This is a genomic window from Brevundimonas sp. FV2ps16 (assembly GCF_058681075.1).
The window spans coordinates 1,594,947-1,621,778 of record NZ_CM178728.1; the positions used below are offsets into that span (position 1 = coordinate 1,594,947).

A 26,832-nucleotide genomic window follows, 5' to 3' on the forward strand; every position below is an offset into this window, starting at 1 on the left:
GAGCGGTTGCGCACAGGTCCGTGTTCAGCGCGCGGTTTTTACCGGCGGATGTGAATCCCGTCTCGGCTTGTCGGCCGCCATCCGCTACGAAGCGCAGCCTCGCTCCAAAGGACGCCGCCCCATGATGACCGCCATCTTCGTCTTCATCAAAACCGAGCTGGGCTACGCCAACGACGTGGCCGCCGACATCGTCGACAATGTCGAGAACGTTTCCGAGGTCTATTCCACCTCGGGCCAGCACGACCTGCTGGCCAAGTTCAACCTGCCGCGCGACGCCGACATCGGAACCTTCGTGACGAAACAGGTCCAGACCCGGCCGCATGTCCGCGACACCTTCACCGTCATCACCTTCTCGCCCTTCCTGCCCAAGTCGGCCTAGGACTTCCGGGCGTCGGCCTTGCGCTTGACCTCGTCCTTGCGCTCCTCCGCCTCGTCGTCGTCGCCGACCTTCTCCTCGACCGAGGCCGAGAACCGTTGGAAGGCGCCCAGGCCGACCAGAACCAGGACGGCGGCGACCAGCAGGGCGGCGGGATAGATCAGCAGGGCCACATCCTCGCGCGCCGTTTTGAACACCACCACCAGGGCCTCAAGGAACAGGGCGATGACGATGGTGGACAGGAACTTGGTCAGGCTGCGCCGGGCCTCGGCCGCGCTGCGCCGCTCGTTGCCGCGCCGCACCTCGTCCTCGAAGATATATTTGGCCACGTCGAACACGGCGATGGCGACGATGACATAGCCCAGCATGTCCAGCACGGCGTCCGCCCCGGATTGGTCCGGCCGTCCGATCCCCTCCAGCGCGTCCTTCACGCCGAACCCGATCAGGGCCATGGCCGAAAACAGTAGGAGAAGGCTGGCGAAGCCGAAGACGGCGCGGGTCAGATAGGTCATGGCGGTGCGGCTCCCTGGCGGCTGTCAACGCGCGGACGGCCAAGCTGTTGCAGGCGTGAACAGGGTGACGACGGTCGCCGCCCCGGCTAAACGGAAGGGATAGGGAGACCCACATGACGCGATCCAACGCGCCCGCCTATCAAACCGGCTTCGGCAATCATTTCGCCACCGAGGCCGCGTCCGGCGCCCTGCCACAGGGCCAGAATTCGCCGCAGAAGACGCCGATGGGCCTGTATGCCGAACAGCTGTCCGGCACGGCCTTCACCGCCCCGCGCGCCGAGAACCGGCGCAGTTGGCTGTACCGCCTGCGTCCTTCAGCCCAGCACGGCCCCTATGTCGCCTTCGACCAGGGCCGCGTCCGCTCCGGGCCGTTCGACGAGACTCCGCCCAATCCCAACCGCATGCGCTGGGATCCCCTGCCCATCCCCGAGGTTGCGACCGATTGGGTCGAGGGGCTCGTCACCTACGGCGGCGCGGGCGACCCCGACGCCGGCGCCGGTGCAGGAATCCACCTGTATGTCGCCAACCGGTCGATGACCGACCGCGTCTTCTACGACGCCGACGGCGAACTGCTGATCGTGCCCCAGCAAGGCGCCCACCGCTTCGTCACCGAGATGGGCGTCATCGAGGCCCAACCCGGCCATGTGGTCCTGATCCCGCGCGGCGTCCGCTTCCGCGTCGAGGTCGACGGCCCCGTTCGGGGCTATGTCTGCGAAAACTACGGCAGTCCGTTCCGCCTGCCGGACCTGGGGCCGATCGGCGCCAACGGCCTGGCCAATCCGCGCGACTTCGAAACCCCGGTCGCGGCCTATGAGGACGTGGATCGCCCGACCCAGTGCGTCCAGAAATACGGCGGCCGCCTGTGGGCCACGACCTTCGACCATAGCCCGCTCGATGTCGTCGCCTGGCACGGCAATCTGGCCCCCTGCCGCTATGACACGGCGCGGTTCAACACGATCAACACCGTCAGCTACGACCACCCCGACCCGTCGATATTCACCGTCCTGACCAGCCCGTCCGAGACGCCGGGCACGGCAAACATCGACTTCGTCATCTTCCCGCCGCGCTGGATGGTGGCCGAGCACACCTTCCGCCCGCCCTGGTTCCACCGCAACGTCATGAGCGAGTTCATGGGGCTGGTGACCGGCGCCTATGACGCCAAGGCCGGCGGCTTCGCGCCCGGCGGCGCCAGCCTGCACAACCGGATGAGCGGCCACGGCCCGGACCAGGCCAGCTACCAAGGCGCGATCCAGGCGGAACTGAAACCGCACAAGATCACTGACACCCTGGCCTTCATGTTCGAGACCCGGGCGCCGATCCGTGTCACGAAATGGGCGTCGGAATCACCGCAGATGCAGCTCGACTACGACGACGTCTGGTCGGGCTTCACCAAAGGACAGGTCAAATGATCCGCATCTCCCTCATCGCCGCCGCCGCCCTGATGGCCGCCGCCTGCACCCCTCAGACGACAGGCGCCGGCTCCGACGCCCCGATGCAGAGCGCCGACGCCTCGGCCTGCGCCACGCGGGGCGGCACGATGAAACAGGTCGGCCGGCTGCAATCCTGGCAGTGCGTCATCTCTTACGCCGACGCCGGCAAGCGCTGCACCGACGGCGACCAGTGCCAGGGTGACTGCCGCGTCGAAGGCAACACCGGCATCGAGGCCGGCGCGACTACGGCCGGCGTCTGCCAGGCCACAAGCGACCGCTTCGGCTGCAATACGCCGGTCGAGGACGGCAAGGCCGGCCCGACGCTCTGCATCGACTGAGGCGTAAGGTTCAGGGCGGAGAACGCCCTATCCCTAAGACCGTCATCCTCGCCATCTCTCCAACTTCGTCATCCTAGGGCTTGTCCCTAGGATCCATACTCCCGGTGCGTCCGCAGCGTGCATCGCCGTCAGACGCCGCGCGTATGGATCCTCGCCACAAGGGCGAGGATGACGACATGGAGAGGACGGGCAGGGGAGCCCCCCGCCCTCAATCCCCGTGCTTGCCGTTGCTGGAGAACTCCGGCGGCGCCGCCTTGTGCACATACTGCTCCGCCACCAGCCAGGCCTTGAACGGCCGCAGGCAGCCCAGACACATGGCGATCAGGATCGGCAGGGTCACCACGGCATGCACCCAGATGGGCGGCTTCACCGTAAAGTCGAACACCATCAGCAGGATCATCCCCACCACCCCGACCGCCGTCATGACGAAGAAGGCCGGGCCGTCGGCCGGATCGGCGAACCCATAGTTCAGCCCGCATTTGGGGCAGGATTCGCGCAGGGTCAGATAGCCGCGGAACAGGGCCCCCTGCCCACAGCGTGGGCAGCGACAGGCCAGGCCGGTTTTCAGGGTGCTCAAGCGCGGATATTCGGTCATGGCCCATCATGGGCCGGATCGCGCGCGGTGTCGCGGGGACGAACCGTCCTATCCGTAGAATTCCGGTCGATATCGGTTAACCGCGATTAAAGAGCTTGTGAGGCAAGGCTCCACGGATATGTCCGGGACCTCGCACAGAAAGCGCCTCCTGAAGTCGACCGTGGCCGCCGCCGCGGCCGGCGCGGTCGCCTTTGCGCCCCTGGCGCCCCTGGCCCAGGAGGTCGGCCGGTCGGGCGATCCCCTGTCGATCAGCATCGGCCAATCCAGCGAGTTCACCCGGGTCGAGTTCGGCGGCGTCATCGGCGTGCGCAGCCAGGTGCGGCGCGAGGCCGACAAGGTCATTGTCCGCCTGGGCGTCTCGGCCGCGCCCGACGTCTCGCGCCTGCGGGTCGACCCGCCCGAGGGGGTCAAGGCCGTCGAGACGCGGATGGCGCGGGGCGGGGCGACCGATCTGGTCATCACCCTGGCCGAGGGCGCCGACGCCCGATCGGGCGTCGCCGACGGCGCCGTCTGGCTGAACCTCTATGCGCCGGGCAAGGCGCCCGAGCCGACGCCGGAAGAACGCGCCGCCCTCGTCAATTCCGTCGTCCCCGTCCGCGCCGTCTCCTCGCCCGAAAAGACGGTTCTGACCTTCCAGTGGGGCGCGCCGGTCGGCGCCGCCGTCTTCCGTCGCGGCGAGGCCGTCTGGGTCGTGTTCGACACCGCCGCCAAGATGGACCTGACCGGGGCCAAGGCCCTCGGGCCCGCCAAGGACGCGCGCTGGGCCGCCGGGCCTGACTATACCGCCGTCCGTATCGCCGCGCCCGATGGCCTGCCCGTCGTCGCCGAGGGGCAGGGCGGAACCTGGACCGTGACCATCGGCGGTCCGCCCGCCGGCGCGTCGGGCGTCGAGATCGACCGCTCGGAGGACGGGTCCGCCAGCCTGGTGGCGCGGATGGCTGGGGCGACCAAGACGGTCTGGCTGACCGATCCCCTGGTCGGCGACCGTTTCGCCGCCGTCACCGCCCTGGCGCCCGGCAAGGGGTTTTCGGGCACGCGCAGCACCGTCGATCTCACCCTTATCCCGACCGCCCAGGGTCTGGCGGTCGAAACCGCCACCGATGACCTGAAGATCGAGGCCGAAGGCGACCTGGTCACCCTCAGCCGCCCCCAGGGCCTGACCCTGTCGCCGCCGTCGGCGACGCTGGAGGCCGCCGGCGCTGAGAGCGACGCCCCCAAACGCGCGGCCTACCCGGCGCTGATCCTCGAGGAATGGGCGGCCGCCGGCGAGGACGGCTTCTCCGAACGCTATCGCCGTCTTCAGGACGCGGCGGCTCAGGAGACCATCGCCGGAACCGACAATCCCCGCGCCCCCATCGCGGCGCGGATGGCCCTGGCCCGGTTCCTGGTCGGATCGGGCCTGAACTACGAGGCCATCGGCGTCCTCAACGCCCTGATCGCCAAGGCCCCCAATATGCAGGGCGAGCCCGAGGTGCGCGGCCTGCGCGGCGCCGCCCGTGTCGGCGTCGGCCGGCTGGAAGAGGCCCAGGTCGATTTCGCCGGCTCGGCCCTGTCCAATGATCCCTCCGCCAAGGTCTGGCAGGGCTATCTGGCGGCCGAACGGGGCGACTGGGAAGAGGCGCGGCGGGCCTTCGCCGCCGGCGCCTCGGTCATCGACGACTTTCCCAAGGAATGGCGCGCCCGTTTCGGCGCCGCCCACGCCCTGGCGGCTCTTGAAACCAACGACCTGCCGGCCGCCCGTCAACTGCTGGACTATGTCTTCAGCCAGAACGCCTCGGCCGCCGATCAACTGACCGCCCGGGTGGTTCAGGCACGGCTGTTCGACTTGTCCGGCGACAAGGCGCGAGCGCTGGCGGTCTACAAGGCCGTGGCCCGCGCGCCGCTCGACGGCATCGCCACCCCCGCCAAACTGGGCGCCATCAGCCTCGAGATGGAAAAGGGCGTCCTGACGCCGGACCAGGCGGCCCAGCAACTGGAACTTCTGAAGTGGCGCTGGCGCGGCGACGCGACCGAGCTGGCGGTGGTCCGCAAGCTGGCGGGCATCTATCTGCAGCAGGGTCGCTACCGTGAGGCCCTGGACGCCCTGCGCGGCGCCGGCAAGCGGATGGCGGGCGTGCCCGGCGCGGCCGAGATCCAGGCCGATCAGTCCAACGCCTTCCGCGCCCTGTTCCTGGAAGGCGCCGCCGACGGCCTTCAGCCGGTCCAGTCCCTGGCGCTGTTCTATGATTTCCGCGAACTGACCCCCATCGGCGCCGACGGCGACGAGATGGTGCGCCGTCTGTCGCGTCGTCTGATCGACGTCGATCTGCTGGACCAGGCCGCAGAGCTGCTGAAATATCAGGTCGACAACCGTCTGGACGGGGTGGCCCGGGCCCAGGTCGCCACCAACCTGGCCACCGTCTATCTGATGGATCGCCAGCCGGAGAAGGCGCTGCAAGCCCTCTGGGGTTCGCGCACCACTCTGCTGCCGACCGCCGTCAACGCCGAACGTCGGGCGTTGGAGGCCCGCGCCCTGATGGACCTGGGCCGCTACGACCATGCGCTGGAGGTGCTGGACAAGGATCAGTCCGGCCCGGCGCGCGAGGTGCGCGGCGACATCTTCTGGAAACAGCAGAAATGGGCCGAGGCGGCGCCCCTGTATGAGGCCCGACTGGGGGATCGCTACAAGCAGGGAGCCACGCCCCTGACCCCGGTCGAGGAAAGCTGGTTGATCCGCGCCGGCGTCGGCTATTCGCTGACCGGCAATCGCGCGGCGCTCGACCGGCTGCGCGGCCAGTATTCGCCCTTCATCGCACGGGCCCGGTCCGCCAACGCCATCCGCGTGGCGCTGGACGATGATCTGTCGGGCGTGGCGGGCGTCGCCGATTTCTCGGGCTTGTCGGCCAATGCCGACACCTTCGTCGGCTGGGTCAATGCGGCCAAACAGGACTTCAGAAAAGAAACGGGCGGGAATCGCCCAGCGACCCCCGCCCGTTGATCAGCAGATCGGCCCCCGCAGGGACCGAAAAACCTTAGCCGTTGACGGCGTCCTTCAGGGGCTTGGACACGCGGAAACGGACAGCCTTGGAGGCGGCGATCTTGATGGTCGCGCCCGTGGCCGGGTTGCGGCCTTCACGCTCGGCGCGGGCGGCGGTGTCGAAGACGCCCAGGTTCGAGATGCGCACGTCGCCGCCGGCCTTCAGGCTGGCGTGGATGTTCTCGACGATGGCGGTCAGCACCTTGCCGGCGTCGGCCTGCGAGACACCGGCGTCCTTGGCGACGGCGGCGATCAGTTCGGCTTGAGTGGTCATAAGAAACATTTCCAGTGTTAGTCGCCCGATTCAGGGCGAGGACTGGGGGATCAACACGGATTTCGCCCGGTATTGCAAGCGGGTAAAAGGCGCAAAGCCTTATGGGGCGGGGATTATCCGGTTCCGGACGCCCGCTGGAAGCTCTCGACCAGGCTTCCCGCGACCAGTCTCCAGCCGTCCACCAGCACGAAGAAGATCAGCTTGAAGGGCAGGGAGACCACCACCGGCGGCAGCATCATCATACCCATGGACATCAGCACGCTGGCCACCACCAGGTCGATGACAAGGAACGGAATAAAAAGAAGAAATCCGATCTCGAACGCCTTCTTCAACTCGCTGATCATGAAGGCCGGCGTGACCACCCGCAGGGGCAGATCCTGCAGGTTGGTCGGGGCCTCGACACGGCTCAATCGGGTGAACAGGGCCAGGTCTGAACGGTCCACCTGGGCCAGCATGAAGGTTTTCACAGGTTCCGACGCCGCATCGAAGGCCTGGGGCAATTCCATCTGCTGATCCAGCAGCGGACGGATGCCCGAATCATAGGCGTCCTGCCAGGTTGGGGCCATGACGATGGCGCTCAGGAACAGGGCCAGGGACACCAGAACCGCGTTCGGCGGCGACTGCTGCATGCCCAGGGCCGTCCGCAACAGCGACAGAACCACGACGATTCGCACGAAACTGGTGGTCATGATGACGATCGACGGCGCCAGCGACAGCACGGTCATCAGCCCGACCAGCTGCACCACCCTCTGGGTCAGGCCCGCGCCCGTTCCCAGGTCGATGTTCAGCGACGATCCCCCCGCCGCCGCATCCTGGGCGAAGGCCGCCAGCGGCCAGGCCAGGCAGACCAGGGTGGTGAACAGCGACAGCAGGGCCGCGCGCTTCAGCTCGGCGCCTGTGGGGATCGTGAAAATCCCCTTCACTTGAAGATCTCCGTCTGGCGCGGCTCGATCAGTTCGCGGCCTTCGCCCAGCAGGATCAGCCGTTCCTCCTCGTCGATCCGCACCAGGACCAGCCGCCGCGCGGGATCCAGCACCAGGGTCTCGACCACCTGCATCCGCCGCTCGCCGCGCTGGGCGTTCAGCCTGGCCATCAGCTGCGGGGCGTAGCGGCGCGCCGCATAGGCGGCCAGGCCGATCAGACCCAGGGTAAAGGCCAGGCCAAAAACGGCGCGGGCGAGATCGAGGAAATTCATACGCTTAGGGCCCCGCGCTGTCGGCGCTGTTCCCAGAGTCTTAACCACCACGGTTAACGATGGGTTTAGATAACGGCCTGTTAACCATGCAGGCGGCATTTTCTGCCCATCGCGCACATCTGCGCCACGGGAGATCGCCATGGGCGTCGCCGACATTCCGCTGCTGGGGCAGATCAAGGGCCGGCTGGGCTGGCTGGACGAACGCCAGCGGGTCATCGCCGAGAACGTGGCCAACGCCGATACGCCCGGTTACGGCGGCCGCGATCTGAAACAGCCGACCGACTTCGCCGCCGCCCTGCGCTCGGGCGGGGGGCTTCAGGTCGTCCGCACCAACCGCGCCCACATCGCCCCCGCCGTCAGCGCGCCGCGCTTCGACGCATCCAAGTCGCCGGACTCCGAGACCACGCTCGACGGCAACTCGGTGGTGGTCGAGGAGCAGATGCTGAAGATGGCCGAGAGCCGCATGGCCTATGACGCCGCCATCGGCTTCTACCAGAAATCCATGTCCATGATCCGCATGGCCGCGCGCAAGCCCGGCGCGGCTTGAGACGAAGGACTGATCCATGCCTGATCCCATCCCCCCCTCGAACAGCGCCATGGCGGTGGCGGCCTCGGCCCTCAAGGCCCAGCAGTCGCGCATGCGCGTCATCGCCGAGAACATCGCCAACGCCCAGTCCACCGCCCGCACCCCCGGCGGCGAGCCCTATCGCCGCCAGATCCCGGTCTTCCAGGCGCGCGAGGTCGACGGTGCCACCGGCGTCACCCTGGCCGAGGTCCGGCCGGACGACAGCGATTTCAACATGGACTACGACCCCTCGCACCCGGCCGCCAATGAACAGGGCTATGTGATGCGGCCCAACGTCAACACCCTGGTCGAGGCCATGGACATGCGCGAGGCCCAGCGCGCCTACGAAGCCAATCTGAACGTCATCGAGACGGCGCGGTCGATGGACAGCCGAACCCTCGACATCATCAAACGCTGAGGACTAGGCCATGAACCCGATGATGGCCGCCCGCGCCTACGCCGCCGTTCAAGGCTCGGCCATGCCCACGGCGGCGCAACCGCCCGCCTCCGGCGACAACGGCTTCGCCGACCTGGTCAAGAACGCCATGACCGACATGACGCAGCAGTCCAGGGCGGCCGAGACCCAGATGACCCAGTCGATCCAGGGCAACGGCAATCTGATCGATGTCGTGACCGCGCTCAGCTCGGCCGAAGCGTCTCTGGAAACCGTGATCTCCGTCCGCGACCAGGTGATTTCCGCCTATAAGGAAATCATGGCCATGCCGATCTGATCGGCGGCGCCTGATTTCAGAGCGGGCGGCGGCTCAGGCTGACCTGTCCGCCGGCCGAGGCCGTCTGCACCAGCTCGCGCGTCTCCCCCTCCAGCCTCAGCGCCGTCAGCACGCCGGTGGCGTAGGCGCCGGTGTCCAGGCCGATCCGGCGGTGATCCGCGTGGACGGCTTCCGTGGGCGTATGGCCATGGACGACGACCCGCTCGAACGGGGCAGGGTGGTTCAGGAATTCGTGCCGCACCCACATCAGCTGCTGCGGATCCTGCTGGTCCAGCGGCACGCCGGGTTCGGCCCCCGCATGGGCGAAGAAATAGTCTCCCAGGGTGAAACTGTATTCCTGGGCGGCCAGGAAGGCGCGCTGGCGCTCATCGACGGCGGCGTTCAGGGCCTCGCAGGCGGCGGCCCATCCGGCGGCGTCGGTCTTGTCGAACGGCGGGCTGACGCCATACGAGGCCAGGCATTCGCGCCCGCCATAGTCGCACCAGCCCGGACCCATGTCGGGATCGACCAGGAAGGCCTCCATCCGATCCTCGTGATTGCCGCGCAGGAAGTGCAGCTCGAACATGCCCCGGCGACGCAGACCCGCGAGCAAATCGATGACCCCCTTTGAGTCCGGCCCCCGGTCGATATAGTCGCCCAGGAAGATCATCAGCTTGCGGCTGGCGGTCGAGGCCTCGAGGTCCGCGATCATCGCCTCGACCAGGGGCGTCAGCAGGTCCAGCCGCCCGTGGATGTCCCCCAACGCCCACGCGACCGTGTCCTCTGGCGTCGAGGCCTTGCGGCGCTCGGAGTCCAGAGGGCGGCGTTTGAACAGTTTGGCGAACATCCCCCTAGATCAGCAACCGCAGGGGGCTTGGCAAGCCTGTCGCCTCAGAAGAAGCGCTCGCCGATGCGGATGGTGTCCCCCGGCGCCACCTGGGTCGCCGTCGTCAACGGATAGGCCTGTTCGCCCGTGCCGTCGGCGCGCTTGATATAGACCTGACGGGTATTGGCCCGGTAGGTGAAGCCTTCCGCCGTGGCCACCGCGTTCAGAACCGTCAGATTGTTGGTGTAGGGATATTCGCCCGGCTTGTTCACCTCGCCCAGAATATAGAAGGGACGATAGTTCAGAACCTCGGCCGAGACGCGCGGCTCGTTGATATAGCCCTTCTTCAGGGACTCGGCGATTTCGGTCTGGAACTCGGTGATGGTCAGGCCCGCAGCCTGGACCTCGCCGATCAGGGGCATGGAGACGCGTCCGCTGCCGCCGACGATGAACTCGCCGGTCAGGCCTTCTTCGCCATAGACGTTGACCCGAACCTTGTCGGCGGCGCCCAGCCGATATTCAGGCACGGTGCGGACGACGCTGGGATCCACGGGCGTATCGACCAGCCCGGCTGCGGCCAGGGGACCGGCGCCGCACGCGGCGACGGTGAACATCAAGGTGAGCCCCAACAGGGCCGCACTCAACCAATTCCGCATGATCGTCATCCTCGCTTCTCCCCAGCATAGCGCAAGCCGTTCGATGTTTCCAAGGCGATGCGTGCGGCGCCGCAGCAAAGATCGGGCCGAAGATGAAAACACCCTTAATGCGGCCGAAACCAATCTTCTACAGCACCCCTAAACCCTACTTCTAAGGCTCATATTGATATGGCTCGGGCAGGGTGGTCCCATGAAACAGGGATCGCCCATGTCGATTGTCAGCTCGCCGCGCCGTTCAGGCGTGATCGGCGCCGCCGTCCTCGCCGCCGCCGTCTTGGTTTCCGGAGCCGCCGTGGCGGGACCGCAACCTGCCGGTCCTGCGCGCATGCCGATCGGCGCCGTCGCTGCGGCCCCCTCCGGCTTCCTCGACTTCTGCGAGCGCTCGCCCCGCGACTGCCTCGCGCCGGGCGAGCGGGTGAACCTCGCCGAGATCCGCGCCCGCGCCAACTCCCTCTATTGGGCCGGCGTTTTCGGACGCACAGAACAGGTCGCCTCCAGCCGCCCGGCCTCGACGCGCCCGGCTGCAAACGCCGCCAACGGCTTCGACTGGAGCCGCGTCTTCCCTCAACGCGCCGCCGCTCCCGCCGTCTCGGATCCGCGTCGCGAAGGCGCCGCCGTGGCGATGGAAGACGTCGCTACGGCTGCTGTCGAAGCGGGCGCAGCTCAAGGCGATGCGGCCCCGTCGGCCGAGGATTTCGGTCGCGACGTCTCGGCCCGCGTCAGGGATCTGGACCGCTCCTGGGCGCGCCCTGCGGCGGTCAAGACCGCGCCGGTCATCGCCCTGTCGGACAGCGACTGGAAGGCGATCAGCGACATCAACCGCCAGGTCAATCGCCAGATCCGCAGCGGCTCGGACGCCCGGGTCTATGGCGTAGGCGACTACTGGACCGTGCCCAACGGCGACCGCGCCCGGGGCGACTGCGAGGACTTTGTCCTGGCCAAGCGCCGCGCCCTGGTGCGCGCCGGCTATCCGGTCGGGGCCCTGTCCATCGCCGTGGTCGAGACCCGCTGGGGCGAAATCCACGCCGTGCTTCTGGTGGCCACGGACCGGGGCGACTACGTCCTCGACAATCTGACCGGCCGCATCTCGCGCTGGGACCAGGCGAACTACAAGTGGCGCGAGCGTCAGGCCCCCGGCAAGACGTTTGAATGGGTCCGCATGGCGGGCTGAGTCCGCTTTCCGGAAGATTTCGCGCTCCCGTCCTGATACACTCGCGCCTAGCACTGGGTCGAAACGGCACAGGGCGGCGTGGCGCCTCAAGGTTCATCACTCTCCAGGCGGCGTCGCCATCGCGGCGCCGCACTTGCTGTGTGGACTGATCGGACGCCCCGCGCGGCCCGCGTCCCTCTGCCGGAGCAAGAATGACCATCGACCGCGAAACGCCTCCTACGCCGCCGCCCTTCGCCGGACCGCGTCGGCCACGCCCGACGCAGCGGCCGCGGCGCCGTATTCGTATTCGTCGGATTCACGTGATTGGCTTGGCGCTTCTGGCCCTGGCGCTCGCCGTGGCGGCGGTTCTGGTGTTCCGGTCTCAGGGCGCGGCGCGCGGCGCGCCCGCCGTCGTCCGTCCGACCGGACTGGCGCAACAGACCCCGGCCGGCATGCAGCAGATGCTGGACACCACCCTGGCGCCCGACGAAATTCGCCCGATCACCCCGGACGAGGCGCGGGCGTTCAACGCCGCCCTGCCGTTCTCGACCCTGCCGATCCTCTCGGCCAAGCCCTTCATCATGCCGGCCGACCAGCTGGAGGACTACGCCCGCGCCCTCGATTGCCTGACCGCCGCCGTCTATTACGAGGCGGCCAGCGAGACGGCGGCGGGCCAGGCGGCGGTGGCCCAGGTGGTGGTCAACCGCATGCGCCACCCGGCCTATCCCAAGACGATCTGCGGCGTGATCTTCCAGGGATCCGAGCGGACCACGGGCTGCCAGTTCAGCTTCACCTGCGACGGCGCCATGACCCGTCCGCCTTCGCCCGAGGGCTGGGCGCGCGCCCGTCTGGCCGCCGGCGGCGCCCTGAACGGCTTCGTCGCCTCCGGCGTCGGCATGGCGACCCACTATCACACCGACTGGGTCGCCCCCTACTGGGCCGAGCGTCTGGTCAAGATGCGCCAGATCGGGACCCATATCTTCTATCGTTGGGGCGGGGGCTGGGGCCTGCCGCCCGCCTTCACCGGCCGCCATGCGGGCGTCGAGCCGACGATCGAGAAGATGGCCCTGGTGGCGACGCCGATCGAGCCGCTGGAGCTGGACGATCCCTTGCTGGCCCCACCGCCGCCCGTCGTGGTCACCATGGCTCCCCCGCCGCCGCTCCCCCTGCCGTCGTCGACGCCGGTTCAGGCCCCGGTCGCGCCCCGACCCGCGCCGGCCCCGGTCTCCAGCGCGCCGCCCCCGCCGCCGGCGGCCACAGCGCGTCCGGTCGTCGAAAATCCCCTGACGACGCCGTCGGGCGAGCCCCAGCCCCGCCGCCGCTCCCGGATCGCCGCGCCGTCCTGATCGATCAGGCGCCGCGCGGGAAATTATCGACGGGCGGGGCGCCGAAGTCCTCGGTCCGCCGGGCCTGCTTGCCGACCATGCGACGCCGCGCCGCGCGCAGGTCGCGGATCGCCAGCGGGATCAGGGCCCAGGGTTCGACGCAATAGCGGGTGAACAGCCGACGCGGATCCTGCACCAGCCGATAGGCCCATTCGACCCCGGCCCGGCCCATCCAGCGGGGCGCCGGGGTCTGGGTTCCCGCCTCATAGTCGAAGGCCGCGCCGACCGAGAAGATCACGCAGTCGGGCAGGGCGTCGTACACCGCCAGGGTCCACAGCTCCTGACGCGGCATGCCCATGCCGACAAACAGGATATGCGGTTTGAAGGCCTGGATCTCGGCGACGATCTCGGCGTTGTCGGCCGAGCCGGGCGTGGCGTCGAAGAAGCCGTGGCGGGTGCGGATCTCGGTCTTGGGATAGCGGGCGCCGAGGCGTCGCGCCGCCTCTTCGCCCACGCCCGGCTCGCCGCCGACCGACATGACCCGCCATCCCTTGCGGTCGGCGACGCTCCAGAAATGGTCGCGCCAGTCCAGATAGGTGCAGCGGTGAAAGCCCCGGCTGTGCAGGCCCAGGGCCCGCGAGAACCAGATCATCGGCGTCGAATCCACCTCGATCATCTCGGCCTTGTCGTAGAAGGGCCGCAGCTCCGGATGTTTCTGGATCAGGTAAAGACTGTGCAGATTATGGTTGGCGACCAGGCTCTTGCGGCCCTCGGCCACGGCGTCCTGGACGTGGTGCAGCACTTCTTCGGGCTTCACCAGATCGACCAGCTGGCCGAACATATGCACCCGCTCGCGCCGCCGCCGCCGCTTGCGATAGGCCGCGCGGGGGCTGGTGCGACGCTCTTTCGTCGGTGAAATCTGGGACGCGTCCGCCATGTCCCAGAGATAGGGGGGCAGGCCTCAAAGCGGGGTAAGCGAACAGGCTTAACGCGCCGAAAACAGGTCCGGTCTCGCCCGCTCGGCCCAGACCCGCACGGCGCTCGCCGCCGCCACGCCCACCCCGTCCGCCATCAGGTCGAACAGATTGGCCGAACGTCCGCTGACCCCCTGAACCACTTCAACGCCCGCGCCCAGCGCTAGCGCCAGTAGGGCCGTGCGCCACACCCCCAGGCCGGGCGCGATCAGCGTCAGGCAGACGGTGATGATGAAGAAGCCGATGGCGTGCGCCGGCTTGTCGCTCAGGCCGATACCCTCCTCGGCCCCCTGAAAGGGACCGAGCATGGCGACGAACAGGATCAGCAGCGCCAGGACGGCGCCGCCGCGAAGGACGGTCAGAATCACGGGCGCACCGATCAAGGGGAGGAGAAGGCGCGGAAAACAGACGCCACCCTAGTCGCAGACCCGCCGAATGGCCACCCGCCGGGGGTTACGGCCGCGCTTGCGAAATAAAACCGACCTCCGACGAAAAATCCCTGTTGACCCCGCCCGGACCCTCCCTTAGAGGTCCGCGCCTTCCCGATGGAAACGCCGCAAGGCGCTGCCGACGGGGCCCAGATGGCGGAATTGGTAGACGCGCTGGCTTCAGGTGCCAGTGGCTTAACGGCCGTGGAGGTTCGAGTCCTCTTCTGGGCACCATATTATAAGCGGCGTCGTGTTTTCGGACACGGCGCCGTTTGCTTTTTGGGCCTATCGCCTCGCGCGCGGCGATAGGCGGCTTGAGGCCGCTTTCGACCTTTGCCCTGCGCGTGTAAGAACCTGACCATGACCGTTTACCTGCACGAGGGCGACCTGCCCGACGACTTGGACTTGGGACCGGACGTCGCCATTGATTCCGAGACCATGGGCCTGCGCTTCCGCCGCGATCCCCTGTGCGTGGTCCAGCTGTCGTCCGGCGACGGAAACGCCCATGTCGTGCGGCTGAACCGTCCCGACTATGACTGCCCGAACCTGAAGCGGCTGCTGACCGATCCGGCGGTGACCAAGATCTTCCACTTCGGCCGTTTCGACATCGGCATGTTCCTGCTGCACCTCGGGGTCGAGACCCGGCCGGTCTATTGCACCAAGATCGCCTCCAAACTGGCCCGCACCTACACCGACCGCCACGGCCTGAAGGACGTGGTGCGCGAGACGGTCGGCGTCGACCTGTCCAAGGCCCAGCAGTCGTCCGACTGGGGCGCGGCCGAATTGACCCAGGCCCAGCTGGACTACGCCGCCTCGGACGTCCTCTACCTGCATGCCGCCCGCGCCAAGCTGGACCTGATGCTGGCGCGCGAAGGCCGCACTGAACTGGCGGCCCGCTGCTTCGACTTCCTGCCGGACCGTTCGGCGCTCGATCTCGCCGGCTGGGACGAGATCGACATCTTCGCCCACAGCTGACCCGTGACCGCCCCCCGCGACCCCATTGGCCCCGGTCATACAGGCGACGAAGCCGACGAGGCGCGGGTGGTCCTGGCCGGCGCGCGCTGGCGGGCGCATTCGCGGCGGGTCAAGCTGTTCCGCCGCATCCTGCCGATCATCATCCTGGTGCTGGCGGGCGGCGTCCTGACCTGGACCGTGTTCCGCACCGTCATGTCGGGGGTCGAGCGCAAGGCCAGCCAGGGCCAGGAGGTCCGCCTGGACAAGCCCCTGTTCCACGGCCAGGACGCGCAAGGCCGCGCCTTCACCGTCGGCGCCCAGGGCGCGATCCGCGATCCCGCCACCGGCCATTTCCGCCTGGTCGGCCCGGCGCTGAAGCTGAACCTGGGCGGGCGCAAGGTCACCGAAATGACCGCCGACGGCGGGACCTACAACGAACAGGCCAAGACCGTGACCATCGGTCCGAACGTGCGGATTTCGGACGGCGGCTCCGGCTTCGTCCTGACCACGCCCGAGGCGGTGGTCGACACCTCGACCGGAATCATCACGGGTTCACGGGGCGTTCAGGGCGCCGGCCCTATTGGAACCATCAACGCTTCGTCCTATGCGATCTATGATCAGGGCGAGCGCGTGGTGTTCAAGGGCTCTGGCGACACCAAGATCAGCGGCACCATCAATCCCTCGGGATCAGGCGAATGACGGCGATGACATCGAAAACCTCCCTCAGTCGCGCTGCAGCGGCCCTGGCGGCGCTCAGCCTTCTGGCCCTGCCCGCCGTCGGCGACGCACAAACCACCCGCACGACCTCTCGCCAGCCGATCGCCATCGGCGCGGACGACGGCGAATACGCCACCGATCGCATGAGCCTGCGCGGCCGCGCCGAAATCACCCAGGGCGACAATCGTCTGCGGGCCGAGGCGATGACCGCCTATCGCGACGCCCAGGGCCAGATCACCCGGGTCGAGGCTACGGGGACCGTCTATTTCGTCACCCCGACCCAGTCGATGCGCGGCGACCAGGCCGTCTATACGCCCTCGAACGGCGAACTGATCGTGACCGGAAACGTCATCCTGAACCAGGGCAAGAACGTCCTGACCGGCGGACGGCTGACCTATAACGTCAACACCGACGCGGCCACCATGTCTGGCGCCCCGCGCGGCCAGGGCGCCGGCAGCCGCATCCAGGGCGTCTTCTATCCCGACGGAACCAACTGAGGCTGCGGCCCAGCTGAGCACGGATCTAAGATTTGGCCCGCAAGGAACTCTCCGCCCTGAACCTGGCCGACCGGCCTGCGGCAAAGTCCGAGCCGGCTGTTCCGGTCGCCGAAAAGGGGCTGCGGGTGCGCAACATCGCCCGCGCCTTCGGCCAGCGCCAGGTGGTGCGCGACGTCTCCCTGACGGTCCAGCGCGGCGAGGTCGCCGGCCTTCTGGGCCCCAACGGCGCCGGCAAGACCACCTGTTTCTACATGATCACCGGCCTGATCCCGCCCGATTCCGGCTCGATCTGGCTGGACGGCGAGGACATCACCGGCCAGCCCATGTACCAGCGCAGCCGCATGGGCCTGGGCTATCTGGCCCAGGAGGCCTCGATCTTCCGCGGCATGACGGTCGAGCAGAACATCAAGGCGGTGGTCGAACTCAACTATCCGCGCGACCAGCTGGACGCCGAGACCGACCGTCTGCTGAACGAGCTTCACATCGACCATCTCCGTCACGCCCCGGCCACCGGCCTGTCCGGCGGCGAACGGCGCCGGGTCGAGATCGCCCGCGCCCTGGCCGGCCGCCCCTCCTTCATCCTGCTGGACGAACCCTTCGCCGGCATCGACCCCCTGGCCATCGCCGACATCCGCTCGGTCATCCGTTATCTGGCCGGGCAGGGGATCGGCGTCCTGATCACCGACCACAATGTCCGCGAGACCCTGGACATCACCGACCGCGTCTCGATCATCTCGGGCGGCTCGGTCCTGTTCGAAGGCACCGCCGACGAAGCCGTCAACGACCCCGAAGTCCGCCGCGTCTACCTCGGCGAAAACTACGCCTGAGAAGGACTTGACCCTCTCCCGCTTGCGGGAGAGGTGGCCCGGCGTCCGCGCAGCGGACCAGGGTCGGAGAGGGAAGTGTCGCTCAAAGGAAGACTTCCCCCATCGTCAGGCGTGTCGCTGCGCGCCACGGCCTGACACTTCCCCCGCAAGCGGGGGAAGGTCTGTGACCACCGTGTCAACGAACGCCCGCAGGGGGCGACTCGGCGCCTTCGCGCTGAAAGCCAAAGAGCGAATTCGCGGCTAAGAGCCCCTCCACCACCGCGCAAATCGGCGCGGCGGTCCCCCTCCCCACTGCGTGGGGAGGAGACGCCGCGAACCTCTGTCTCCTCCCCACGCAGTGGGGAGGTGGATCGACGCGCAGCGGCGAGACGGAGGGGCTCTTCGACGCCGCACCGCGCATAATGACGCTGCCTCCCCTTCAACAATTCCAACCCCTTACAAGAATCTCACCCCCCTCTTCTAATCACTCCCCAAAACCCCCGCATAATACCCCCGGTCTCGTCGCTAGGAGGGCTCGTAAGGCCTGCGACCTTGCGGCGGCGGGAGCGTAGGGATCAGGGGCGGGGGTGGGATTCCCCCGCGCCGCATGACGGTGCATCGGTGGGCTCATCCCGCGCAGAAACGTCGGCGGAGGACTCGGGGTTAGGAACCCGGTCGCACTCGGGACGGTCCTTCGCAGGGATCGCCGACCTGACGCAGGCCTTGGGGAAGAGGCATCACAACTGCCGCTTCAATATCCCCGGCCGGCAGAAACACCCTGCGCGCGGAGCGTCTGTCTTCGTCGAAACGGTAAAAACTATTCTCTCCGGGCGAGGCCCGGCGCTCCGTCCCGCCCTCCACTCGCGATGGGCCTCCAACTTCGCAGCTGAGGCGCGAGGGGGCTTCTGCACACCCGTGTTTCGATATTTGTCGGGCGTTAACCAATAGGCCGCCATTCTGCACAGCAAGTTCCGGGCCAGTTCGGCGCGCGGAGGGGATTTTTCGAACGTGATCGGGCAACGTCTAGAGATCAGACAGGGGCAGGGGCTGGTCATCACGCCCCAGCTGCAGCAGGCGATCAAGCTGCTGCAACTGTCGAACCTCGAGCTCGAGGAGTTCGTCGAGGCCGAGCTGGAACGCAATCCGCTGCTGCAGCGCGACGAGCCCGAGGGCGACGGGCCCGACGCCCCGGACAAGGTCTCCGACGCCGCGTCCGACGTTGAAATGTCCTTCGGCGACGGCGTCGGCCAGGATTCCGTGGCCTCGATGGACGCCGGGTCCGACGACGTCTACGGCGACGCCGCCCCCGGCGAACGCACCAGCGACCGCATGACCGACGAGGCCCAGCCCGGCCTGTCCGACTGGTCCAGCGCGGGCAAGGGCGGCCAGGTCTTCGAAGGCGACGGCGAACGGCCCGACGCCCACGAGCTGACCTTGTGGGAGCATCTGCAGGCCCAGGCCTCCTCGGCCGGCCTGTCGCCCGCCGACCACGCCATCGCCCTGACCCTGATCGACGCCACCGACGAGGGCGGCTATCTGCGCGGCGAAATGGCCGAGTTTGCGGATCGGCTGGGCGTCGGCCTGGATCGGATCGAGGCGGTGGTGAGCGTCTGCCAGGGTTTCGAGCCGACCGGTATCATGGCCCGTTCGGTGCCCGAATGCCTGAAGCTGCAACTGATCGAGCGCAATCGGTTCGACCCGGCCATGGGCGCCCTGCTCGACAATCTGGACCTGCTGGCCCGCCGCGATCTGGCGGGCCTGAAGAAGGTCTGCGGCGTCGACGGCGAGGATCTGTCCGAGATGATCTCGGAGCTGAAGGCCCTGACCCCGCGCCCCGGCGCCGGTTTCGGCGGCGAACCGGCCCAGACGGTCGTGCCCGACGTCCATGTCCGGGCCGATCCGGCCGGGGGCTGGCGGGTCGAGCTGAACGCCGACACCCTGCCGCGCCTGCTGATCGACAAACGCTATCACGGCCTGGTCCAGGCCGGCGCCCGGTCCGACACCGAAAAAACCTTCGTCGCCGACTGCGCCGCCCAGGCCAGCTGGCTGGTCAAGTCGCTGGACCAGCGGGCCAAGACCATTCTGAAGGTCTCGTCCGAGATCGTGCGCCAGCAGGACGCCTTCCTCGCCTTCGGGGTCGAGTTCCTGCGGCCGTTGAATCTGAAGACGGTCGCCGACGCCATCGGCATGCACGAATCGACGGTCAGCCGCGTCACCTCGAACAAATATGTTTCGACCCCGCGCGGCGTCTTCGAGCTGAAATTCTTCTTCACCGCCTCCATCCAGTCGGTCGACGGCGTCTCGACCCATTCGGCCGAAGCCGTCCGTCACCGGATCAAGGCCATGATCGACGGCGAGGGTATGGACGGCGACGTTTTGTCCGATGATCGGATCGTCGAAATCCTTAAGGAGACGGGCATAGATATCGCCCGTAGGACGGTCGCCAAGTATCGGGAAGCCTTGAGGATTCCCTCCTCGGTCGAACGCCGCAGGATGCTTAAGACGGCCTGAAGCGTGACCACAAATCGGTGATCTCGATTGACACCAAATGCGGGCGGGAGCGTTCTATCCGTATGCAAGTCCAAGTCAGCGGCAAGCAAGTGGATGTCGGCGAAGCGTTAGGCTCGCGCATCTCCCAGGAACTCGAAGACGGGGTCGGAAAATACTTCGCCCGCGGCGGTGACGACGCCGAGGTCGTGGTGTCGAAAGACGGCCACAACTTCAAGGTGGACTGTTGGGTCCGCCTCGCGTCGGGCCAGACCCTGGTGACGACCGGCATGGGCGGCGACGCCCATTCGGCCTTCACCGAGGCGCTGGACCGGCTCGAAAAGCGCGTCCGTCGCTACAAGCGCCGGCTCAAGGATCACCACATCGGGCCCAAGGGCCTGTCGCCTGAAAAGACTGAAAACGCCGCCCGCGAAGTCGCTCGCAGCATCGTGCTGCGGGATCCCGACAGCGTCGAGGACGACGTCTTCGGCGACGCCAGCGAAAACGACGGCCCGCCCCCGCTGGGCATGGTCATCGCCGAGACCGAGCACGAGATCCGCACCATCACGGTCGGTCGCGCGGTGCTCGAGCTGGACATGACCGGCTACCCGGTCGTCCTCTTCCGCAACGCCGCCCACGGCGGCCTCGCGGTGGTTTACCGCCGGCCCGACGGCAATGTCGGCTGGATCGATCCGGAGCGCACCAAGAAGACCAACGGCCATTAGTTAACGGCCCAGTTTGACTTTGTCGCGGGAGCCTCTAAAGGGGCGCCCGCGACTCCCAGTCGCTTATCTAGAGTTGGGCTACCATGGACATCGCAGATCTGCTTGCGCCGAACGGCGTGGTGCTGCGCGGCGGCGCCTCTTCAAAGCGTCAGGCCCTTCACGTCGTCGCCGAAGCGGCCTCCATGGCCCTGGGCGTCGATCAGGGCCGCATCTTCGAAGCGCTGCTTGAACGCGAAGCTCTGGGATCGACCGGCCTGGGCTCTGGCGTCGCCGTGCCCCATGCTCGTCTGACCGAGATTGATCGGGTCACGGCCGTCTTCGTCCGGCTGGATTCGCCTGTCGCCTATGACTCGGTCGACGATCGTCCAGTCGATCTACTGCTGGCGCTGTTCGCTCCGCCCAAGGACGGCGCCGAACACCTGCGCGCTCTGGCCGCCGTGTCGCGCGCCCTGCGCTCGCCCGAACTCCGCGAGCAGTTGCGCCAAGCTCAGACGACGGACGCCATCAAGGCCCTGTTCGTCAAGGATCAGGCCCCCGCCACGGCGGCCTGATCGTCTGTCTCAGTGAACTGAAACCGGCTCAAGCTCGTGCGCCACGGCGGCGGCGAAAGCGGTCTCGCGGTCCAGCATCACCGCGAGCCGTTCTCCGTCCGCGCTATGCACGGCGTACAGCGACTGATTGGGATCAAAGGCTATGTCCTTCATCTCGACCGCCTCTTCCAGCAGATCGGACGCCTTCACCTCGCGCACATAGACGAGGTCGGGCGCGCCCATTCCTGCAAAATCTTCCTTGGTCATCATCGGCGTCATTAGGACCGCCTCCTTCAAATGTACAACGCCCGGATCGCCGGGCGGTTCTAATGGTCGCGCTTTTCAGCCGGCCGTGATGGGAATCCGCCGCACCTGACGCTCGGCCTCGGGCCGGATCAGGTCGACGTGCAGCAGGCCGTGCTCCAGCCGCGCGCCCTGAACTTCGAGCCCGTCGGCGAGCACGAAACTACGTACGAAACCGCGCGCGGCGATACCGCGATGCAGGAAGGCCTGTTCGCCCTTGCCCGCGTCGTCGCGCTTGCCGGCGATTGTCAGCTGCCGCCCGTCCAGGGTGATGGCCAGTTCGTCGGGCGCGAACCCGGCGACGGCCAGGCTGATACGCACGCCCGCCTCGCCGATCTGTTCGACGTTGTAGGGCGGATAGCTCTCGGCGGCCGCCTTTGCGGCGCGGTCGATCAGGGCGCGGGTGTGGTCAAAGCCCAGCAGGAAGGGGCTGTCGAAAAGAATGGTGCGGGTCGTCGTCATCTGGGTCCTCGCAAAGCGACCGACCGTCGGCCTCCCGCAATCGGCAAGGCTCCCGGTCACAGATGAAGATGGGGGCGGACAGGGACGGGATCAACCGTCGGCTGTTGGTCATCCCAATTCGTCAACAGACAAGGATGACGGAGGGAAGAAAGGCCGCGTAAGAAGCCGTCATGAAGCTGGCCCTCATATACCCGATCGCAGCGCTGGCGGAGATCGCCGGCTGTTTCGCCTTTTGGGCCTGGCTGAAGCTGGATCGCTCGCCGCTGTGGCTGGCCCCGGGCGTGATCTGTTTGATCGCTTTCGCCGGACTGCTGACCCTGGTCCCCAGCGACGCGGCGGGCCGGGCCTTCGCCGCCTATGGCGGGGTCTATATCTGCGCGTCTCTCGTCTGGATGGCGATGGTCGAGAAGACGCCCCCCGACCGCTGGGACCTGATCGGCGGCGCGGTTTGCCTGGTCGGGGCGGGGATCATCCTGTTCGGCCTGCGCGAATAGGGAAATCTCAGCTGAGTTGGACGGGGTCCAACTCAGCTGATTTCGCACGGGGTAAACGCGTTGGGGGTCAGGCCTTGGCGGCGCCGCCGCTATAGCCCTTGCCGCCGTTCGACGGGCGACGACGCGGACGGCGCTTCATTTCGCCCTCCGCCGGCTTGACGTTGTCGTTGATCGACGGGACGCGCTCGCCGGCCAGGGGGTTGTAGGCGCGTTCGGGACGCGGGGCCGCCGGGGTTTCGCCGGGACGGTTGCGACGCTGACGATGCGGCTGGCCGCCGCCTTCCGGACGGACGCCGTCGCGATGCGGGACGCGGCTGCGTCCACGACCGCCGCGGCCGCCTTCATTGCGGTCGCCGCCTTCGCGTTCCGGCATGGTCGCCTTCTTGCCGACGCCGGTCGCCATGATGGTGGCGTCCAGCTGGCCCAGGGCCTTGTCGTTGCGGCGGTCGATGGCCGGGATCTTCTGGCGCGTGACCTTTTCGATATCCTTCAACAGCTTCATCTCGTCGCCGGCGACGAAGCTGACGGCGGTGCCGTCCTTGCCCGCCCGCGCGGTGCGGCCGATGCGGTGGACATAGCTTTCCGGCACATGGGGCAGTTCGAAGTTCACGACGTGCGAGACGCCGTCCACATCGATGCCGCGCGCGGCGATGTCAGTGGCGACCAGGACGCGCAGCTTGCCCTTCTTGAAGGCTTCCAGCGTGCGTTCACGCTGGGGCTGGGACTTGTTGCCGTGGATGGCGCCGGCCTCGACCCCGCCCGCTTCCAGATAGGCCGCGACCTTGTCGGCGCCGTGCTTGGTCTTAGTAAAGACCAGGCAGCGCGTGTACTCGGGATCGCTGAACATTTCGGTCAGCAGGGCGCGCTTGCGGCCCTGTTCGACGTGGACAACCGACTGGCTGATGCGCTGGACGGTGGTGGATTGCGGCGTGACCTGGACCTTGACCGGGTCCTTCAGCAGCTCACCCGCCAGCTTGCCGATCTCGGTCGGCATGGTCGCCGAGAAGAACAGGTTCTGGCGCTTGGCCGGGATGCGGCTGACGATCTGGCGGATCGGCTTGATAAAGCCCAGGTCCAGCATCTGGTCTGCCTCGTCCAGCACGAATATCTCGGTCGAGGACAGGTCCAGGTTCTTCTGCTGGATGTGGTCCAGCAGACGGCCGGGCGCCGCGACCAGGATGTCCAGACCCTGTTGCAGGGCCCGCTCCTGGGCGCCGTATTTCACGCCGCCGAAGATGACCGCGACCCGGAAGCCCAGGTGGGCGCCGTAAGCCTTGAAGCTGTCGCCGATCTGGGTGGCCAGTTCACGCGTGGGCGACAGGACCAGCACGCGCGTCGTGCGCGGCTTGGGGGCGATGCGGTTCTCGGCCAGGCGATGCAGGATCGGCAGGGCGAAGGCGGCGGTCTTGCCGGTGCCGGTTTGGGCAATGCCCAGCAGGTCCTTGCCCTGCATGACGTCGGGGATGGCCTTTTCCTGGATCGGGGTCGGCTTGGTGTAGCCTTCCGACGCCAGCGCCTGAAGAAGGGCCTTGTTCAGGCCCATGGATTCGAATGTGGTGCTCACAGCAGTGTCTTTCGCGTGCGGCAGAGCGCTTTCAGCCATGGCATGACGCCTTAGGGCCGCGCACCGCCAGTCCCGGCCGGGCTTCGGAATGAAGCCTGCGGGGTGGATCGGGCGCCGCCCCGCGTGTCCGGGCAGCGAATGAACTTGAGGGGCCGGCGGCTTCTACAGACAGGTCCGGGAAGGACCCACACGCGCTGGAGACGCCGGAGATCGCGATTGTGCGACGCAGCGCAAATGGGCGCTTGCGGCCGCAAAGTCAAGTCTCGGGCCGCTCAGCCCGCCAGGGCGGCGGCCACCACCGTCTTGGCCTCGGCCTGGACCTGGGCCAGGTGATCCGAGCTCAGGAAGGACTCGGCGTAGATCTTGTAGACGTCCTCCGTGCCCGACGGGCGGGCGGCGAACCAGGCATCGGCGGTCACGACCTTCAGTCCGCCGATGGCTTCGCCATTGCCGGGGGCCTTGGTCAGGATGTCGGTGATCGGCTGGCCGGCCAGGGTCGTCGCTGTGACGTCGGCGGGGCTGAGGGCGGCCAGGCGCGCCTTCTGAGCCCGGTCGGCGGGGGCGTCGATCCGGGCATAGGCGGGGTCGCCGTATTGTTCGGTCAGGCCGGTATAGAGCTGGCTGGCGCTCTGGCCCGTTCGGGCCTGGATTTCGGCCGCCAGCAGGCACAGCAACAGGCCGTCCTTGTCGGTGGACCAGACCGTGCCGTCGCGGCGTAGGAAGGAGGCCCCCGCCGATTCCTCGCCGCCGAATCCGACCGTTCCGTCCAACAGGCCGGGCACGAAATGCTTGAATCCGACGGGCACCTCCAACAGGCGGCGACCCAGACCGACGACGACGCGGTCGATCATCGACGATGAGACCAGGGTCTTGCCGACCGCCACATCCGGGCCCCAGCCGGGACGATTGGCGAACAGATAGGCGATGGCCGCCGCCAGGAAGTGATTGGGGTTCATCAGGCCGCCGTCGGGGGTGACGATGCCGTGGCGGTCCGCGTCGGCGTCATTGCCGAAGGCCAGATCATAGGCCGATCCGCCTTGCATCATCTGGATCAGATTGGCCATGGCCGAAGGCGAGGAACAGTCCATCCGGATCTTGCCGTCGGCGTCCAGCGGCATGAAGGCCCAGCGCGGATCGACGGCGTCATTGACCACGGTCAGGTTCAGCCGGTGGCGGTCGGCGACCTCGCCCCAATAGGCCACGGCCGCCCCGCCCAGGGGATCGGCCCCGATGCGGACCCCGGCGTCGCGAATGGCGTCCAGGTCCAGCACGCTGGGCAGGTCGTCGATATAGGCGCTCAGGAAGTCGAACCGGCCGGCCACGGCATAGGCCTTGTCGAACGGGACGCGCTTCACCTCGGCCAGGCCGCCCTCGATCAGCTGATTGGCGCGTGCGGCGATGGCGGAAGTGGCCTCGCTGCCGGCCGGACCGCCGGAGGGGGGATTGTATTTGATACCGCCGTCTCGCGGCGGATTGTGTGACGGGGTGATCAGGATCCCGTCGGCCTGACGGGTATTGGCGCGGTTGTATGACAAGATGGCGTGGGAGACGGCCGGGGTCGGGGTGAAGCCGTCGCGGGAATCGATCAGCACCTCGACGCCGTTGGCGACCAGCACTTCCAGCGTCGAGCGCCAGGCCGGTTCGGACAGGCCGTGGGTGTCGCGTCCGACGAACAGCGGGCCATCCACGCCTTGCGTTCCGCGGTATTCGGCGACGGCCTGGGCGATGGCCAGGATGTGAGGTTGGTTGAAGGCGCCGTCTAGGCTGGAGCCGCGATGGCCCGAGGTGCCGAACACGACCCTTTGCGAAGGATCGGTCATGTCCGGGCGGCCGGACTCATAGGCGCCGATCAGGGCGTCAAGGTCGATCAGGTCTTCCGAAAGGGCCTGGCGGCCGGCGCGAGCGTGCATGCGGAATATCCGTCTGAAAGGGTCGATTTGATCGCAGAGGCCGGGATCGCGGGGAGGCGCGCGGCGTCTCCCTCATGACTGACATTTGCGACGTGGGATTGAAAGCCTGTTACAGCTCAGCTTGCGCTGAAGGTGTCACAAACCGCAGCGTCGCCGGATTGATAGCCCCGTTGCAGCCATTCGACCCTTTGAGCCGACGACCCATGGGTGAAGCTCTCGGGCGAGACGCGCCCGCCGGCCCGGCGTTGCAGCGTATCGTCGCCGATGGCCTGGGCGGTCTTCATCCCTTCCTCGATGTCGCCGGGCTCCAGCGCCACCTGACCGTTCGAGACGGCTGAGGCGTTCTTGGCCCAAACGCCAGCGTAGCAGTCGGCCTGAAGCTCAAGCGCGACGGAATACTGGTTGGCTTCGGCTTCTCCTTGCGCGCGCTGCTGCGCCTCGCGCACCTGAGCCGAGGTTCCGGTCAGGGTCTGGACGTGGTGGCCGAATTCGTGGGCGATGACATAGGCGCGGGCGAAGTCGGCGCCGGACGCGCCCAACTGTGTCTCCATCTCCTGCCAGAAGTTCAGGTCCAGATAGACGGTTTTGTCGGTCGGGCAGTAGAAGGGACCCATGGCCGATTGGCCGAAGCCGCAGCCGGTCTGAGTGCCTTGCTCGTACACGACGACGCTGGGCTGCTGATAGCCGTTCAGCTTCTGAGCCCAGACGTCATTGATATTGCCGCCGATCACATCGACGAAGCGGCCCGCCTGATCCTTGGGTGTGCCGACCTCGCCCTGTTGTTCCGCGCCCACGCCGCCGAACTGACTGGCCAATTGGGTCGTGGTCGATGGATCAATGCCGAAGAAGAGGTAGCCGATGACGGCCAGGACGCCGACGCCGATGCCGCCGCCCGTCAAGGCGCCTCCACCTAGGCCCCTGCGATCCTCAATACCGCCCCCGCCCGTCCGTCCGCCCTGCCAGCGCATCGATTTCCCTCCGCCCAATCCGATCCCAAGCCGGGCCGTAACGCG

The 26,832-nt window shown here is 67.6% G+C and carries 31 protein-coding genes and 1 tRNA gene; 18 read left to right on the plus strand and 14 right to left on the minus strand.

Annotated features, from left to right (window positions below; genetic code table 11):
- Positions 1–121: 121 nt before the first annotated feature.
- Positions 122–379, plus strand: a complete 258-nt coding sequence (locus ACW170_RS07655; RefSeq protein WP_183196185.1) for an Lrp/AsnC ligand binding domain-containing protein — start codon at positions 122–124, stop codon at positions 377–379.
- On the opposite strand, the gene ACW170_RS07660 is transcribed toward ACW170_RS07655, so the two are convergent.
- Positions 376–888 (minus strand): GNAT family acetyltransferase, encoded by a 513-nt coding sequence (locus ACW170_RS07660; protein ID WP_492089039.1) that lies wholly within the window; start codon positions 886–888, stop codon positions 376–378. The two genes, ACW170_RS07655 and ACW170_RS07660, sit on opposite strands and share 4 nt — an antisense overlap.
- Positions 889–1,001: 113 nt before the next feature.
- Between ACW170_RS07660 and hmgA the strand changes: the two genes are divergently transcribed.
- Positions 1,002–2,297, plus strand: a complete 1,296-nt coding sequence (gene hmgA / locus ACW170_RS07665) for a homogentisate 1,2-dioxygenase (protein ID WP_492089040.1) — start codon at positions 1,002–1,004, stop codon at positions 2,295–2,297.
- Entirely contained in the window at positions 2,294–2,656 is a 363-nt protein-coding gene (locus ACW170_RS07670; protein ID WP_492089041.1) for a hypothetical protein, read from the plus strand. The genes hmgA and ACW170_RS07670 overlap by 4 nt, the downstream gene beginning before the upstream one ends.
- A 208-nt stretch (positions 2,657–2,864) precedes the next feature.
- Here the strand turns inward: ACW170_RS07670 and ACW170_RS07675 are convergent, their stop codons facing one another.
- Positions 2,865–3,251 (minus strand): DUF983 domain-containing protein, encoded by a 387-nt coding sequence (locus ACW170_RS07675; protein WP_492089042.1) that lies wholly within the window; start codon positions 3,249–3,251, stop codon positions 2,865–2,867.
- A 160-nt stretch (positions 3,252–3,411) separates the two neighbouring features.
- On the opposite strand from ACW170_RS07675, the gene ACW170_RS07680 reads away from it, so the two are divergent.
- Complete coding sequence (locus tag ACW170_RS07680) at positions 3,412–6,228, plus strand: tetratricopeptide repeat protein (RefSeq protein ID WP_492089043.1); 2,817 nt, start codon at positions 3,412–3,414, stop codon at positions 6,226–6,228.
- A 34-nt stretch (positions 6,229–6,262) separates the two neighbouring features.
- Here the strand turns inward: ACW170_RS07680 and ACW170_RS07685 are convergent, their stop codons facing one another.
- The 3 genes from ACW170_RS07685 to ACW170_RS07695 all read right to left on the minus strand — a co-directional run bounded on the left by ACW170_RS07685 (position 6,263) and on the right by ACW170_RS07695 (position 7,736).
- Positions 6,263–6,541, minus strand: coding sequence for an HU family DNA-binding protein (locus ACW170_RS07685; RefSeq protein WP_008263548.1), 279 nt, complete (start codon positions 6,539–6,541; stop codon positions 6,263–6,265).
- 113 nt (positions 6,542–6,654) lie between these two features.
- A complete protein-coding gene (fliP, locus tag ACW170_RS07690) occupies positions 6,655–7,464 on the minus strand; it encodes a flagellar type III secretion system pore protein FliP (protein WP_492089044.1) in 810 nt (269 codons plus the stop codon).
- Complete coding sequence (locus ACW170_RS07695) at positions 7,461–7,736, minus strand: flagellar biosynthetic protein FliO (protein ID WP_271163761.1); 276 nt, start codon at positions 7,734–7,736, stop codon at positions 7,461–7,463. Before ACW170_RS07695 ends, fliP begins: the two co-directional genes overlap by 4 nt.
- A 139-nt stretch (positions 7,737–7,875) precedes the next feature.
- Here ACW170_RS07695 and flgB point away from each other — a divergent pair, with 139 nt between their 5' ends.
- The 3 genes from flgB to fliE are packed head-to-tail and all read left to right on the plus strand — an operon-like array spanning position 7,876 to position 9,032.
- Positions 7,876–8,283 (plus strand): flagellar basal body rod protein FlgB, encoded by a 408-nt coding sequence (gene flgB, locus ACW170_RS07700; protein ID WP_492089046.1) that lies wholly within the window; start codon positions 7,876–7,878, stop codon positions 8,281–8,283.
- 16 nt (positions 8,284–8,299) lie between these two features.
- The gene (flgC, locus tag ACW170_RS07705; RefSeq protein WP_492089047.1) at positions 8,300–8,719 is read left to right on the plus strand and encodes a flagellar basal body rod protein FlgC; all 420 of its coding nucleotides are present in this window, start codon (positions 8,300–8,302) and stop codon (positions 8,717–8,719) included.
- A 10-nt stretch (positions 8,720–8,729) separates the two neighbouring features.
- Positions 8,730–9,032 (plus strand): flagellar hook-basal body complex protein FliE, encoded by a 303-nt coding sequence (fliE, locus tag ACW170_RS07710; RefSeq protein ID WP_492089048.1) that lies wholly within the window; start codon positions 8,730–8,732, stop codon positions 9,030–9,032.
- A gap of 16 nt (positions 9,033–9,048) precedes the next feature.
- Here the strand turns inward: fliE and ACW170_RS07715 are convergent, their stop codons facing one another.
- Together ACW170_RS07715 and ACW170_RS07720 are read right to left on the minus strand one after the other, a co-directional pair.
- Complete coding sequence (locus ACW170_RS07715; RefSeq protein ID WP_492089049.1) at positions 9,049–9,858, minus strand: metallophosphoesterase family protein; 810 nt, start codon at positions 9,856–9,858, stop codon at positions 9,049–9,051.
- Positions 9,859–9,902: 44 nt separating this feature from the next.
- Complete coding sequence (locus tag ACW170_RS07720; RefSeq protein ID WP_492089050.1) at positions 9,903–10,493, minus strand: polysaccharide biosynthesis/export family protein; 591 nt, start codon at positions 10,491–10,493, stop codon at positions 9,903–9,905.
- Positions 10,494–10,701: 208 nt separating this feature from the next.
- On the opposite strand from ACW170_RS07720, the gene ACW170_RS07725 reads away from it, so the two are divergent.
- Both ACW170_RS07725 and ACW170_RS07730 read left to right on the plus strand, forming a co-directional pair.
- The gene (locus ACW170_RS07725) at positions 10,702–11,664 is read left to right on the plus strand and encodes a transglutaminase-like cysteine peptidase (RefSeq protein WP_492089051.1); all 963 of its coding nucleotides are present in this window, start codon (positions 10,702–10,704) and stop codon (positions 11,662–11,664) included.
- Positions 11,665–11,855: 191 nt separating this feature from the next.
- Entirely contained in the window at positions 11,856–12,989 is a 1,134-nt protein-coding gene (locus ACW170_RS07730) for a cell wall hydrolase (protein WP_492089052.1), read from the plus strand.
- Between the two features lie 4 nt (positions 12,990–12,993).
- On the opposite strand, the gene ACW170_RS07735 is transcribed toward ACW170_RS07730, so the two are convergent.
- Both ACW170_RS07735 and ACW170_RS07740 read right to left on the minus strand, forming a co-directional pair.
- On the minus strand, positions 12,994–13,905 hold the full coding sequence (locus ACW170_RS07735; RefSeq protein ID WP_492089053.1) for a WecB/TagA/CpsF family glycosyltransferase: 912 nt from the start codon (positions 13,903–13,905) through the stop codon (positions 12,994–12,996).
- Positions 13,906–13,953: 48 nt separating this feature from the next.
- The gene (locus tag ACW170_RS07740) at positions 13,954–14,310 is read right to left on the minus strand and encodes a VanZ family protein (RefSeq protein ID WP_492089054.1); all 357 of its coding nucleotides are present in this window, start codon (positions 14,308–14,310) and stop codon (positions 13,954–13,956) included.
- A 207-nt stretch (positions 14,311–14,517) separates the two neighbouring features.
- Here ACW170_RS07740 and ACW170_RS07745 point away from each other — a divergent pair.
- From ACW170_RS07745 to ptsN, 8 genes are all read left to right on the plus strand, one after another.
- Positions 14,518–14,604 (plus strand) — tRNA-Leu (locus ACW170_RS07745).
- A 126-nt stretch (positions 14,605–14,730) separates the two neighbouring features.
- Positions 14,731–15,345: a ribonuclease D gene (locus ACW170_RS07750; RefSeq protein ID WP_492089055.1), complete on the plus strand. Its 615-nt coding sequence runs from the start codon at positions 14,731–14,733 to the stop codon at positions 15,343–15,345.
- A 3-nt stretch (positions 15,346–15,348) separates the two neighbouring features.
- Positions 15,349–16,023 carry an LPS export ABC transporter periplasmic protein LptC gene (gene lptC / locus ACW170_RS07755; RefSeq protein ID WP_492089056.1) on the plus strand — a complete coding sequence of 225 codons (675 nt, stop codon included), beginning with the start codon at positions 15,349–15,351 and terminating at the stop codon, positions 16,021–16,023.
- Positions 16,020–16,538: an LptA/OstA family protein gene (locus ACW170_RS07760; protein ID WP_492089057.1), complete on the plus strand. Its 519-nt coding sequence runs from the start codon at positions 16,020–16,022 to the stop codon at positions 16,536–16,538. The genes lptC and ACW170_RS07760 overlap by 4 nt, the downstream gene beginning before the upstream one ends.
- A gap of 32 nt (positions 16,539–16,570) precedes the next feature.
- Entirely contained in the window at positions 16,571–17,365 is a 795-nt protein-coding gene (gene lptB / locus ACW170_RS07765; protein WP_492089058.1) for an LPS export ABC transporter ATP-binding protein, read from the plus strand.
- A 987-nt stretch (positions 17,366–18,352) separates the two neighbouring features.
- On the plus strand, positions 18,353–19,855 hold the full coding sequence (gene rpoN / locus ACW170_RS07770; protein WP_492089059.1) for an RNA polymerase factor sigma-54: 1,503 nt from the start codon (positions 18,353–18,355) through the stop codon (positions 19,853–19,855).
- Between the two features lie 62 nt (positions 19,856–19,917).
- The gene (gene hpf, locus ACW170_RS07775) at positions 19,918–20,556 is read left to right on the plus strand and encodes a ribosome hibernation-promoting factor, HPF/YfiA family (RefSeq protein ID WP_492089060.1); all 639 of its coding nucleotides are present in this window, start codon (positions 19,918–19,920) and stop codon (positions 20,554–20,556) included.
- Positions 20,557–20,639: 83 nt separating this feature from the next.
- Positions 20,640–21,107 (plus strand): PTS IIA-like nitrogen regulatory protein PtsN, encoded by a 468-nt coding sequence (gene ptsN, locus ACW170_RS07780; protein WP_271163747.1) that lies wholly within the window; start codon positions 20,640–20,642, stop codon positions 21,105–21,107.
- Positions 21,108–21,116: 9 nt separating this feature from the next.
- Here ptsN and ACW170_RS07785 read toward each other — a convergent pair whose 3' ends face one another.
- Positions 21,117–21,365, minus strand: coding sequence for a DUF1150 domain-containing protein (locus ACW170_RS07785; RefSeq protein ID WP_271163746.1), 249 nt, complete (start codon positions 21,363–21,365; stop codon positions 21,117–21,119).
- A 63-nt stretch (positions 21,366–21,428) separates the two neighbouring features.
- Positions 21,429–21,851: an Hsp20 family protein gene (locus ACW170_RS07790; protein WP_492089061.1), complete on the minus strand. Its 423-nt coding sequence runs from the start codon at positions 21,849–21,851 to the stop codon at positions 21,429–21,431.
- 170 nt (positions 21,852–22,021) lie between these two features.
- Here ACW170_RS07790 and ACW170_RS07795 point away from each other — a divergent pair, with 170 nt between their 5' ends.
- A complete protein-coding gene (locus tag ACW170_RS07795) occupies positions 22,022–22,345 on the plus strand; it encodes a YnfA family protein (protein ID WP_492089062.1) in 324 nt (107 codons plus the stop codon).
- Positions 22,346–22,412: 67 nt separating this feature from the next.
- Here the strand turns inward: ACW170_RS07795 and ACW170_RS07800 are convergent, their stop codons facing one another.
- The 3 genes from ACW170_RS07800 to ypfJ form a co-directional block, all read right to left on the minus strand.
- Positions 22,413–23,948 carry a DEAD/DEAH box helicase gene (locus tag ACW170_RS07800; protein WP_492089063.1) on the minus strand — a complete coding sequence of 512 codons (1,536 nt, stop codon included), beginning with the start codon at positions 23,946–23,948 and terminating at the stop codon, positions 22,413–22,415.
- Between the two features lie 233 nt (positions 23,949–24,181).
- A complete protein-coding gene (pgm, locus tag ACW170_RS07805) occupies positions 24,182–25,819 on the minus strand; it encodes a phosphoglucomutase (alpha-D-glucose-1,6-bisphosphate-dependent) (protein WP_492089064.1) in 1,638 nt (545 codons plus the stop codon).
- A gap of 116 nt (positions 25,820–25,935) precedes the next feature.
- A complete protein-coding gene (gene ypfJ, locus ACW170_RS07810) occupies positions 25,936–26,787 on the minus strand; it encodes a KPN_02809 family neutral zinc metallopeptidase (protein ID WP_492089065.1) in 852 nt (283 codons plus the stop codon).
- Positions 26,788–26,832: the final 45 nt, after the last annotated feature.